The following is a 12,542-nucleotide window of genomic DNA, read 5'->3' as shown; positions in this document are numbered from 1 at the left end:
CCTTTTGGAGGATAGAGTGATGGCCCAAGAGCCCACCCTGCAGAGTTTCATCGGCGGCCGCTGGATCGGCCAGCATGGCGCCCAGGCGCTGCGTAGCGCACTGAACGGCCAGCTCGTGGCACGCACCCACGAAGAGGCCCTGGACTTCGCCGAAGCCGTGGCCCACGCCCGCCAGAGCGGCCTGGCCGAGCTCCTGGCCATGGACTTCCAGCAGCGCGCCCAGCGCCTCAAGGCCCTGGCCCTGTACCTGACCGAGCGCAAGGAACAGCTCTACGAGATTTCCCGGCACACCGGCGCCACCCGCGCCGACAGCTGGATCGACATCGAGGGCGGCGCCGGCACCCTGTTCGCCTACGCCGGCGTCGGCGGCCGCGAGCTGCCTTCGGGCAACGTGGTCCACGAAGGCCCGGCCATGCCCCTGGGCAAGACCGGCAAGTTCGCCGGCAGCCACATCCTGGTGCCGCGCGGCGGCATCGCCGTGCACATCAACGCCTTCAACTTCCCCATCTGGGGCATGCTGGAAAAGTTCGCGCCCAGCTTCCTGGCGGGCATGCCCTGCATCGTCAAGCCGGCCACCGCCACCAGCTACGTGACCGAAGCGGCCGTGCGCCTGATGCACGAATCCGGCCTGCTGCCGTCCGGCAGCCTGCAACTGATCATCGGCGGCACCGGCGACCTGCTCGACCGCCTGCTGGGCCAGGACATCGTCACCTTCACCGGCTCCGCCGACACCGCCGCCAAGCTGCGGGTGAACCCCAACCTGATCCGCAACTCGGTGCCCTTCAACGCCGAGGCCGACTCGCTGAACTGCGCCATCCTGGCCCCGGACGTCACCCCGGACGACGAGGAATTCGACCTCTTCGTCAAGGAAGTGGCCCGCGAGATGACCGCCAAGGCCGGGCAGAAATGCACCGCCATCCGCCGCGCCATCGTCCCGGCCAGGCACATCGACGCCGTGGCCGAACGCCTGCGCGAACGCCTGGCCAAAGTCGTGGTCGGCGACCCGTCGGTGAAAGGCGTGAAGATGGGCGCCCTCGCCTCCCACGCCCAGCAGGCCGACGTGGCCGAGCGCGTGGAAGCTTTGCTGAAATCCAGCGAGCTGGTCTTCGGCGCGAAGGACGGCTTCGCCCCGCGCGGCGAAGGCGTGAGCGAAGGCGCGTTCTTCGCCCCGACCCTGCTGCGCAGCCGCGACCCGCACGCCGAAGGCGGCGCCCACGACATCGAGGCCTTCGGCCCGGTCAGCACCCTGATGGCCTACGACGACCTCGACGAAGCCATCGCCCTGGCCGCGCGCGGCAAGGGCAGCCTGGTGGCCAGCCTGATCACCCGCGATCCGCAGGTCGCGGCCAAGGTGGTTCCGGTGATGGGCGCCCTGCACGGCCGCCTGCACATCCTCGACCGCGAGTCGGCGGCCGAATCCACCGGCCACGGCTCGCCGCTGCCGGTGCTCAAGCACGGCGGCCCGGGCCGCGCCGGCGGCGGCGAAGAGCTGGGCGGCGTGCGCGCGGTCAAGCACTACCTGCAGCGCACCGCGATACAGGGCTCGCCGACCATGCTGATGGCGGTCACCGGCGAATACGTGCGCGGCGCCCAGGTCTACGAGACCGACGTGCACCCGTTCCGCCGCTACTTCGACGAGCTGAAGATCGGCGAATCCCTGCTGACCCACCGGCGCACCGTCACCGAGGCCGACCTGGTCAACTTCGGCTGCCTGTCGGGCGACCACTTCTACATGCACTTCGACGAGCTGGCGGCCAAGGACTCGCAGTTCGGCAAGCGCATCGCCCACGGCTACTTCGTGCTCTCGGCGGCCGCCGGCCTGTTCGTCTCCCCCGGCGTCGGCCCGGTGCTGGCCAACTACGGCCTGGACACCCTGCGCTTCATCAACCCGGTGGGCATCGGCGACACCATCCAGGCCCGCCTGACCTGCAAGCGCAAGATCGACCAGGGCAAGAAGAGCCCCAAGGGCGAGCCGCAAGGCGTGGTGGCCTGGGACGTGGAAGTCACCAACCAGCTCGGCGAGCTGGTGGCCAGCTACGACATCCTGACGCTGGTGCTCAAGCGCAGCTGATCTCTCCTACTCCGGTGTCACCCTCGACCGGCCCCAGGGCCGGTCTTTTTTCGCGTTCGTGCAGAGCCCCCTCACCCCAGCCCTCTCCCGGAGGGAGAGGGAGCCGTTCGGAGTGAATGGGGAGTTCGGGGTCATCCCGATCGGATGTTTCATCGTAGGGCGGATAGAGTCCGCTCGGTTCCAGGAAGCACGGCTTTTCGTAGGATGGCGTTGAGCGAAGCGATACCCATCACCCCGACCGCATGGGTTTCGCCAAGGCTCAACCCATCCAACGAAAAGCCAAACGCCAAAACTACGGCCGCCGCGGCGCCTGCCGCTCCGCCACCGCCCGCAGGGTCCTCAGGGTATCCAACGGCGCATCGACGACAAAACTATCCGCCAACCAGGACGGCACACTTCCGCCAGGCTCCGCACGCATCTGGTAAGTCACCCGCGTCCGCCCATCCCCCAACGGCGTCAGGCTCCAGATACCGCTCAACTCCCGCACACGAATCTGCCCCGGCACCACCGGCAGGTAGTCCGGCAACGCACGGATGTCGCGCAGCAGACCACCGTCGGCAGTGCGCCGGGTAGTCACCAGCAACACCATGTCGCGCGGCTGTACCGGCCAGGGCAGCTGGGTGCTCATGTATAGCCACACGTCGTCGCCGCTGGCCTTCAGCAGGCGCAGCTCGGCGCAGGCGTACAGCCATTTGCAGGCCACCCGCAGGTTTTCCTGCAGGTCGGCCAGAGTGCCCACGTCGGCGCGCATGTCGGCCACGCCGCGGTAGCTCTGGTAGCGCGAGCCGGGCACCGCGGTCAGGTAGACGCGGATGCCATCCTCGTCACGGGCCAGGCGCCAGTGTTCCCGGGGCGCCGCCTGCAACGACGCAGCGCTGGCGGCCAGCAGCAACCCCGCCAGCCAGGCCGTCACGCCCCACCCCCGCCTCCCAGGCGCTGCAGCGGGGCCAGCTCGGCGTCGGCGGCGATCCGCGCCTCCACTTCGCAGGTCTGTGCCGTGTTCGTTCATCGCCGTCCTCCCCTGGCCGGGCGTCGCAGATTCCGCCAGTTTCAAGCGGGCCGCCGCCGAGCGGCTCATCACCGTGCCCACCGGCACCCCGAGGATGTCCGCAGGTTGTGCGATAGTCGTTTTCAATCGCGGACGGAGTCCGCTCCTACCCCTCCAGGGAAGCACGGCTTTTCGTAGGATGGCGTTGAGCGAAGCGATACCCATCACCACGGCAGCATGGGTATCGCAAGCTCAACCCATCCTACGAAGAGCACATCGGCGCAAGACAGTTGCTCCTACGACCGTGCTTCATGGAACCGTAGGAGCGGACTCTGTCCGCGATTCGGCGGATAAAGGTTCGCGAGCAAGCTCGCTCCTACAGGGATGGCGCGATCAGACCAGCAGTTCCGGCTCGACCATGTCGCATTCGAAGCTGATCCGCCCACCGGCCTCATCGGCGCTGCCGCCGGTGATCGGCCCGTAGTAGTTGAGGCCGTTATCCAGGCTCACGCAGACGTGGGTCGGCTCCTCCGGCGCATCCAGCTGCCCTTGGAACACCAGCTCCATCACACCCGGCTCCAGGGTACGCAGCTCGACGGCGATGGCCGGGTTGTCCACGGCCTCGGTTTCGCGCCCCCGGTGCTCGGCGCTGACGGTGACGGTGGCGGTGAAGTGCGGCATGAAGTGCTCCAGGGCTGGGGAAATGAATGCGGGCGCCAATCTGCCCGGCGCGGCGGCGCCTGGCAAGGGTCAGCCGACGTGAAAGCGAAAGCGCAGGTGCGGCCAGGCCTCGGGATCGTCCACCGGCAGCGGCACGGTGCCGCACGGCACCACCCGCAGCCAGAACGCCAGGGCGTTGCGATTGCCGGTCAGCACGTTGAGCTGCCAGTCGCCGGGCTGCCCTTCGAACAGCGTCCAGGCCGCGGCGCGGCCCACGCCCTGGCGGCGGAACGCCTGGCCGACATAGAACTCGGCCAGCTCGTGCAGCCCCGGCCGCTCCAGGGCGCGCACCAGGGCGAAGCCGGCCACCTGGCCGTCGACGCGGATCAGGTAGGGCCGGCGCCCGGGCTCCAGCCAGTACAGCGCCAGGTACGGGTACAGGTCCGACTCGACGCCGAGCTCGCGCAGGTAGCCCGGCAGCATGGCCGCCAGCAGCGGCTCCTCGTCCGGGCCGGCGACCTGCACTTCGACTTGCGGGTTCACGGTGGCCTCCCTTGGGCGGTGCTCCCTGCACCATAGCCCAAGGCAGGCCATCCGGCCCGTTCAGAGGTACTCGATGCGGTTGCGCCCGGCCTGCTTGGCGCGGTACAGCGCCAGGTCGCTGCGCGACAGCACCGCCTCGGCCGTGGCGTCGCCGGCGAGCATGTCGGCGACGCCGATGCTCAGCGTCAGCGGGATGCGCTCGCCGGCGTGCACCAGCGGGGTCTGCGCCAGGTGCTCCTGCAGGCGCTGGGCGAAGGCCACGGCGTTGTCGCGGCTGGCGTCGCTGAGCAGCACGGCGAACTCCTCGCCGCCCATGCGCCCGACGCTGTCGCTGCGCCGCACCAGGCCGGCGAGGACGTCGGCGAAGTGGCGCAGCGCCAGGTCGCCCACCGCGTGGCCCCAGCGGTCGTTGATCGCCTTGAAGTGGTCCAGGTCGCACATCAGCACCGCGGCGCTGCGCTCGCCGCCGCGCTGCACGCGGCCCAGCTCGGCCTGCAGCTGGTGCATGAAGCAGCGTCGGTTGGGCAACTGGGTGAGGAAGTCGGTGGTGGCCAGCACCTGCAGCTCGGCCTCGATGCGCTTGCGTTCGGTGATGTCGGTGATGAAGCCGTGCCAGAGCACGCTGCCGTCGGCCTGGCGGCGCGGGTGGGCATGGCCCTGGCGCCAGCGCACGCCCTGCTCCGGCAGTTGCACGCGGTACTCCAGCTGCCAGGGCACCAGGGTCCGCGCCGAGGCCTCCAGTGCGGCCAGGTAGCGCGGCATGTCCTCGTCGTGGATGACCGCGCGGATGCGCTCGGTGGGGCCGTCGGCCAGTTCCTCCGGGGCCATGCCGTAGATTTCCCGGCTGCCGGCGCTGACGTAGGGAAAGCGCGCCGAGCCGTCGGGCAGGCGGCGGTACTGGAAGACCATGCCGGGAATTTCGTTGGTCAGGTTGGTCAGCAGTTCGAGGTTCTGCCGCAGCTTCTCGGCCAGCACGCGCTGGGCGGTGATGTCGGTGGTGGTGCCGAGCATGCGCAGCGCCCGTCCCTGCTCGTCGCGCTCGACCACCTTGCCGCGGCTGCACACCCACATGTAGCTGCCGTCCTTGCGGCGGATGCGGTGCTCCACCTCGTAGGCCGCGGTCTGCCCGGCGAAGTGCGCCTCCATGGTTGCCCTGACGTAGGCCAGGTCGTCCGGGTGCACGCGGGCGTAGCTTTCCTCGATGCGCTCGCCGATCTCGTCCTCGGCGTAGCCCAGCAGGGCCTTCCAGCCGGAGGAGTAATGGATGACGCCGCTGGGCACGTGGCGGTCCCAGATGCCGGTGCCGCTGCCCTCCACCGCCAGCGCCAGGCGCCGCTCGGTGATGCGGGTGCGCTCGGCGCCGCACTCCAGTTCCAGCAGCGCGGCGGCCAGGCCGGCGTATTCGGCCAGGGCCTCGGCCTGGGGAGCGTCCAGCTCGCGCGGGCGCTCGCCCAGCAGCCAGAGCTGCCCCAGCGGCAGGCCGTCGGCCGAGCGCAGCGGGCACAGGTGCCGGAACGCCCAGCGCGCGGCCAGCGCCGCCGCGCCGTCGTCGGGGAGCCCGCCCGGGCGTTCCAGCCAGGCCCTGTCCTCGGCGCCCAGGCCAAGGCAGGCGCACAGCCGCCAGGCGCCGCCGTCATCGCGCATCAGCGCCGCCGCATCCAGGGCCAAGTGGCCCAACGCCAGGCGCAACAGCCCGGCATGGTGGCGCTCGCCCATACTCTCCATCGCGTATCCCGTACTCACGGACTGCATCTGCACACTGCTCGCTCAGGCACCCAGGGAACCGCCGGGAAAGTCGGCCGTCGTTTCGAGTCTATCCATAATGGCGTTCTGGCGTCATGACAGCCCATCAGTTGACAGACACAGCTCATCGGCCACTGTCCGCGCGGCATTCCCGAGAAAACATGCCAATTCGCCATCATGCAGAGGTAGGCTTTCGTAATCTAGGCTAGCCTCATGCCAGAATTTTCCTACACCAGAATTTTCCTACAGAAGTGTTCCGCTGGAGCAATGGAATGCCGGAAGATCCGCGTAACTTCGACTCGGTCATCCTGATCGTCGACGACCAGGTCAGCGACATACAGCTGCTGGGCGAGGCGGCCAGGGGGCTGGGCGTGACGCACTTCGCCTCGGACGGCCGCCAGGCCCTCGAACTGGCCCGGCGCATCCGCCCGGACGTGGTCCTGCTGGACATCGAGATGCCCGGCATGGACGGCTTCGAGGTGTGCCAGGCGCTGATGGCTGACGCCAAGCTCAACGACGCCGCGGTGATCTTCGTCACCGCCTACGACCAGGTGTCCCACGAGCTGCGCGCCCTGCAGATGGGCGGCGTGGACTTCATCACCAAGCCGATGAACCTGCCGGTGGCCCGCGCGCGCATCCGCACCCACGCGCGCCTGCGGCACATGGCGAAGATCCTCGCCAACCAGGACCCGCTGACCAACCTGCCCAACCGCGCCCTGCTCGCCGACCGCATGGCCCAGGCCATCGAAGGCGCGCGGCGCAACCAGCAGCGCGTCGGCCTGTTGCTGCTGGACCTGGACAACTTCAAGGCGGTCAACGACGCCGAGGGCCACTCCCTGGGCGACGCCATCCTGCAGGAGACCGCCCTGCGCCTCAGCCGCCAGTGCCGGGCGATGGACACCGTGTGCCGGCCGGGCGGCGACGAGTTCGCCGTGCTGCTGCCGGAGGTGCACAGCCTGGAGGCCATCGGCGATTTCGCCGCGCGGGTGCAGGCGGCCCTGGGCGAGCCCTACGTCATCCGCGGCACCAGCTACCACCTCACCGCCAGCATCGGCATCAGCCTCTACCCCGACGACAGCGACGGCGCCGAGGACCTCTACCGCCACGCCGACGCCGCCATGTACCAGGCCAAGGCCGCCGGGCGCAACGGTTACAGCTTCTTCTCGGCGGACATCGAGGCGCGCATGCGCGAGCGCCACCTGCTCGAACGGCACATGCGCCTGGCCCTGGAGCTGGGCGTGTTCGAGGTGTTCTACCAGGCCAAGGTGCACGCCGCCACGCGCGCCATCGTCGGCGTCGAGGCGCTGATCCGCTGGCGCGACGGCGAGGGCCGCCTGGTGCCGCCGGCGGAGTTCATCCCGCTGGCCGAGGAAACCGGGCTGATCGTGCCCATCGGCCAGCAGATCCTCCTGCGCGCCTGCCAGGACGCCTGCGCCTGGAACGATGCCGGGCACGCGCTGACGGTCAGCGTGAACATCTCGGCGGTGCAGTTCCGCAGCGAGAGCTTCGTCGACCAGGTGGCCGAAATCCTCGCCCAGACCGGCATGCAGCCGGGCAACCTGGAGCTGGAGATCACCGAGGGCGTGCTGGCCAGCGACCGCTACGCCTCGCGCCAGACCCTGGCGGCGCTGCGCGAGCTGGGGGTGCGCATCGCCATCGACGACTTCGGCACCGGCTACTCCAGCCTGGCCTACCTCAAGCGCTTCCCGGTGGACGTGTTGAAGATCGACCAGAGCTTCGTCCGCGACATGCTCCAGGACCGCAGCGACGCGGCGATCATCGAGGCCATCATCAAGCTCGCCCAGGCCCTGGGCCTGGAGCTGGTGGCCGAAGGGGTGGAATGCCCGAACCAGGAGCGCGCGCTGGCGGCGCTGGGCTGCCCGGTGATGCAGGGCTACCTCTACTGCCGCCCGGTGCCGCGCGACGACATGAGCCGCCTGCTGGCCGACGGCCTGCAAGCATGAACCTCCGTGCCACGGGCACCACCGCAACGGGAAGGATCGGGTGAAGACGACACCGGGCAACCTCAGGTTCAACCGCTGGTCCTGGGCCGCCCTGGCCCTGGGCGTGCTCTGCTCGGCCCTCGGCGCCGCCCTGGTGCAGCGCGGCAACCAGCAGCAGGCGCGCGCCGCCGTGGCCCAGGAGGCCAACCGCCTGGCCGACACCGTGCTGGCGCGCATCGAGCTGTACCAGTACGGCCTGCGTGGCGCCCGCGGCGCGGTGCTGACCGCCGGCGAGGCGCACATCAGCCGCGAGGTCTTCCACCGCTACGCCCAGACCCGCGACGTCACCCGGGAGTTTCCCGGCGCCCGCGGCTTCGGCTTCGTCCGCCGGGTGCCGGCCAGGGCGCTCGACGACTTCCTGCGCAGCGCCCGCGCCGAAGGCCGGCCGGACTTCGCCGTGCACGAGGTAAAGCCCAACCCCGGCGAGCGCTACGTCATCCAGTACATCGAACCGGAACAGCCCAACCTGGCCGCCATCGGCCTGGACGTGGCCTCCGAGCCGCGCCGCCAGCAGGCCGCCCAGGCGGCGCTGCGCACCGGGCTGCCGCGGCTCTCCGCGCCCATCACCCTGGTGCAGGCTTCCGGCGCGACCCAGCAGTCCTTCCTGATGCTGCTGCCCATCTACCGCGGCGGCGTCACTCCGGCCAGCATCGAACAGCGCGAGGCCCAGGCCATCGGCCTGGGCTACGCGCCGCTGCTGATGCGCGAGGTGCTCGACGACCTGCGCCTGGACGACGCCGCCGTGCACTTCCAGCTCGCCGACGTGACCGACGGCGAGCCCGGCGACACCTTCTACAGCAGCGCCGACGACGCCAAGGCGCCGCGGCTGTACCCGCAGAGCCTGCAGCGCGACGTGTTCGGCCGCCGCTGGCAGATCGACTTCAGCGCCCACCCGGCGTTCGTCCAGCGCCTGCACCCGCTCTCCCCGCCCCTGGTGTTCGGCGCCGGCTGCCTGGGCAGCCTGCTGCTGGCCGCCCTGCTCGGGGCCACCGCGGTCAGCCGCCAGCGCCGCGCCCAGGTGCTGGAGCAGCAGGCGCGGCTGGCGGCGATAGTCGAATCCTCCGCCGACGCCATCGCCGGCAAGAACCTGCAGGGCGAGATCACCAGCTGGAACGCCGGCGCGCAGAAGCTGCTCGGCTATACCGCCGAGGAAGTCCTCGGGCGCCAGGCCAACGGCCTGCTGGTGCCCGCCGAGCGGGTGGCCGAAGAGGAACCGCTGCTGCGCCGCGTGGCCCAGGGCGAGCGCCTGCCGCCCTTCGACACCCAGCGCCGGCACAAGGACGGCCGGCTGATCGACGTATCGCTGAGCGCCTCGCCCATCCGCGGCCCCCACGGCGAGGTGGTGGGCACCTCGACCACGGTGCGCGACATCTCCGCGCAGAAGGCCGCCGAGGCGCGCATCCACGAACTCAACAGCGGCCTGGAGCGCCAGGTGGCCGAGCGCACCGCCGAACTCGCAGCGGCCAACCGCCTGCTGAGCGGCGTGCTGCACTCGGCCTCGGAGGTGTCGATCATCGCCACCGACGCCAACGGCATCATCCGCATCTTCAACCGCGGCGCCGAGCGCCTGCTGGGCTACCGCGCCGAGGAACTGGTCGGCCAGGCCACGCCGCAGCGCCTGCACCCGGAGGACGAGGTGGCCAGCCGCGCCGCCCAGCTGGGCGAGGAATACGGCCGCCCGGTGCCGGGCTTCCGCGCCCTGGTGCAGAAGGCCGAGGACGAAGGCGCCGAGACCCGCGAATGGACCTACCTGCGCAAGGACGGCAGCCGCGTGCCGATGAGCCTGGTGGTCACCGCCATGCGCGACGAGGCCGGCCAGGTCAGCGGCTACCTCGGCATCGCCGTCGACATCACCGAGCGCAAGGCCGCCGAGGACCGCCTGCGCCTGGCCCACGACCAGCTCGCCCTGGCGGCCGAAGCGGCCGGCCTGGGTATCTGGTGGTGGCGCCCGGCAGACGACACCCTGCACTGGAACGAGCGCATGTTCGAGCTCTACCAGCAGCCGCCGGCGCTCAACGGCAATGGCCTGTGCCTGGAGCACTGGCGCGAGCGCCTGCACCCGGACGACATCGATGCCACCCTCGCCAGCCTGAACGCCGCGGTGCAGGGCCACGGCAACTACGAGCCGACCTTCCGCATCGTCCGCCCCGACGGCCAGGTGCGCTACATCCAGGCCGCCGCCCGCGTCGAGCGCGACGCCGACGGCACGCCGCTGCGCGTCACCGGCATCAACCTGGACATCACCCGCGAGCGCGAGATGCAGGCCTCGCTGCGCCAGGCCAAGGAGCAGGCCGACGCCGCCAACGCGGCCAAGTCCAGCTTCCTGGCCAACATGAGTCACGAGATCCGCACGCCGATGAACGCCGTGCTGGGCATGCTCTTCCTGGCCCGCCAGACCGAGCTGAACCCGCGCCAGCGCGACTACGTCGACAAGGCCCATTCCGCCGCCACCGCCCTGCTCGGCCTGCTCAACGACATCCTCGACTACTCCAAGATCGAGGCCGGCAAGCTGCTGCTGGAGGAACACCCCTTCGAGCTGGAGACGCTGATGCGCGACCTCGCCGTGGTGCTCTCCGGCAACCTCGGCAGCAAGGACGTCGAGATGCTCTTCGACATCGACCCCAACCTGCCCGGCAGCCTGCTGGGCGATGCCCTGCGCCTGCAGCAGATCCTCATCAACCTGGCCGGCAACGCCATCAAGTTCACCAACCACGGCCAGGTGGTGGTCAGCGTCAGGCAACTGGGCCGCGACGGCGAGCGCCTGCGCCTGCGCATCGGCGTGCGCGACAGCGGCATCGGCATCGGCCCGGCGCAGCTGCAGAGCATCTTCGATAGCTTCACCCAGGCCGAGGCCTCCACCACCCGGCGCTTCGGCGGCACCGGCCTGGGCCTGTTCATCTGCAAGCGCCTGGTGGAACTGATGGGCGGCCGCCTGCAGGTGGAAAGCCAGCTGGGCTTCGGCAGCCGCTTCTGGTTCGACCTGGACCTGGCGGTGGTCGGCGAGCGTCCGCTGAAGGCCGGCTGCGCCGTCATCGACCGGCCGCTGCGGCTGCTGGTGGTGGACGACAACCCCAGCGCCGCCGAGCTGCTGCTGCGCACCTGCGAATCCCTGGGCTGGCAGGCCGACCAGGTCAGCGGCGGCATGCAGGCGGTGGCGCGCTACCGCGAGGCCACGGGTCAGGGCCTGAGCTATGACGTGGTGCTGATGGACTGGCGCATGCCCGACCTCGACGGCCTGCGCGCCGCGCGGCTGATCCAGCGCGAGGCCGGGGCGCACACGCCGCCGACCATCATCATGATCACCGCCTATGGCCGCGAGGTGCTGGCCGACGTGCGCGACGGCGACACCCCGCCCTTCATCGACTTCCTGACCAAGCCGGTCACCCCGCGGCAACTGGCCGACAGCGTGCAGCAGGCCCTGGGCGGCCAGGCCGCCGAGCCGGCCACGGCGCCCGCCGCCGACAGCAGGCGCCTGGCCGGGCGGCGCCTGCTGGTGGTGGAGGACAACGCGCTGAACCGCCAGGTGGCCGCCGAGCTGCTGGCCAGCGAGGGCGCCGAGGTGCTGCTGGCCGAGGGCGGGCTGGAGGGCGTCGAGCAGGTCTGCCACGGCGGCGTGCCCCTGGACGCCGTGCTGATGGACGTGCAGATGCCCGACATCGACGGCCTGGAGGCCACCCGGCGGATCCGCGCCGACGGCCGCTTCGCCGCCCTGCCGATCCTCGCCATGACCGCCAACGCCGCCCAGGCCGACCGCGAGGCCTGCCTGCTGGCGGGGATGAACGACCACATCGCCAAGCCGATCGACAAGGAACACATGGTCAACCGCCTGCTGGCCCACCTGGAGGCGCCGCAGCGCACGCGGGAAGCGCCGCCGCAGCTGCCGGAGGAAGACGCCATCGTCGAGGGCCGCGACAGCGTGCTGGGCCGCTTCGGCGGCGACGAGAAGCTGATCCACCGCGTGCTGCGCAGCTTCGAGCCGGAGATGGACAAGCTGCTGGGGCGCCTCGACAGCCTGCGCGGCAGCGGCGACGTGAGCGCCAGCGCCGGCCTGCTGCACACCCTCAAGGGCAGCGCCGGCACCATGGGCGCCAGCGCCCTCGCCGCGCGCTGCGCGGCCCTGGAGAGCGACCTGCTGCGCACCCCGGCCGAGGCGCAGGCCGCTGCCCTCGCCACGCTGCCGGTGGACGAGCTGCGGCAATTGCTGGCGGTGACACTGGCCGAGCTGCAGGCGCTGTTCGCCGAACCGCCCGGCCTGGCCCCGGGCACCGCCGCGCAACTCAGCCGCCCGCAGGTGCGCGAGCGGGTGGGGGAAATCCTCGCCCTGCTGGAGTCGGGCAACCTAGACGCCCTCGAACGCCTGGAGGCGCTGGCCCGCCACCAGCACGCCTGGCCGCGGCAGTTCCTGCGCTTCAACGACCTGGTCCAGGCCCTGGACTTCAAGGGCGCGCTGCAACTGGGCCGGGAGATGCTCGATGAGCTGTGAGCCGCGCGGCGGCCGGCGCCCAGGCCCGTTCAAGACGGCCTACATCCTGCC

Annotated in this window: 7 protein-coding genes; 3 read left to right on the top strand and 4 right to left on the bottom strand. The window is 70.7% G+C overall.

Annotation, left to right across the window (positions count from 1 at the left end; genetic code table 11):
- Positions 1 to 19: 19 nt before the first annotated feature.
- A complete protein-coding gene (paaZ, locus tag PM1_RS13675) occupies positions 20 to 2,071 on the top strand; it encodes a phenylacetic acid degradation bifunctional protein PaaZ (protein ID WP_009622492.1) in 2,052 nt (683 codons plus the stop codon).
- A gap of 292 nt (positions 2,072 to 2,363) precedes the next feature.
- Here paaZ and PM1_RS13670 read toward each other — a convergent pair whose 3' ends face one another.
- The 4 genes from PM1_RS13670 to PM1_RS13655 form a co-directional block, all read right to left on the bottom strand.
- Positions 2,364 to 2,984: an START domain-containing protein gene (locus PM1_RS13670; protein WP_009622494.1), complete on the bottom strand. Its 621-nt coding sequence runs from the start codon at positions 2,982 to 2,984 to the stop codon at positions 2,364 to 2,366.
- A 468-nt stretch (positions 2,985 to 3,452) separates the two neighbouring features.
- Complete coding sequence (locus PM1_RS13665; protein WP_009622496.1) at positions 3,453 to 3,740, bottom strand: hypothetical protein; 288 nt, start codon at positions 3,738 to 3,740, stop codon at positions 3,453 to 3,455.
- A 69-nt stretch (positions 3,741 to 3,809) separates the two neighbouring features.
- Entirely contained in the window at positions 3,810 to 4,262 is a 453-nt protein-coding gene (locus tag PM1_RS13660) for a GNAT family N-acetyltransferase (RefSeq protein ID WP_009622497.1), read from the bottom strand.
- Between the two features lie 60 nt (positions 4,263 to 4,322).
- Complete coding sequence (locus PM1_RS13655; protein WP_009622499.1) at positions 4,323 to 6,014, bottom strand: sensor domain-containing diguanylate cyclase; 1,692 nt, start codon at positions 6,012 to 6,014, stop codon at positions 4,323 to 4,325.
- Positions 6,015 to 6,277: 263 nt separating this feature from the next.
- Between PM1_RS13655 and PM1_RS13650 the strand changes: the two genes are divergently transcribed.
- Both PM1_RS13650 and PM1_RS13645 read left to right on the top strand, forming a co-directional pair.
- The gene (locus PM1_RS13650; protein ID WP_009622500.1) at positions 6,278 to 7,969 is read left to right on the top strand and encodes a putative bifunctional diguanylate cyclase/phosphodiesterase; all 1,692 of its coding nucleotides are present in this window, start codon (positions 6,278 to 6,280) and stop codon (positions 7,967 to 7,969) included.
- Positions 7,970 to 8,009: 40 nt separating this feature from the next.
- Positions 8,010 to 12,491 (top strand): PAS domain S-box protein, encoded by a 4,482-nt coding sequence (locus PM1_RS13645; protein WP_009622502.1) that lies wholly within the window; start codon positions 8,010 to 8,012, stop codon positions 12,489 to 12,491.
- Positions 12,492 to 12,542: the final 51 nt, after the last annotated feature.

The organism is Pseudomonas sp. M1 (assembly GCF_022760135.1).
GTDB classification, from domain to species: Bacteria; Pseudomonadota; Gammaproteobacteria; order Pseudomonadales; family Pseudomonadaceae; genus Pseudomonas; species Pseudomonas citronellolis.
Note: the sequence above shows the minus strand (reverse complement) of the source record. Positions and strands in the feature narration are given on the sequence as shown.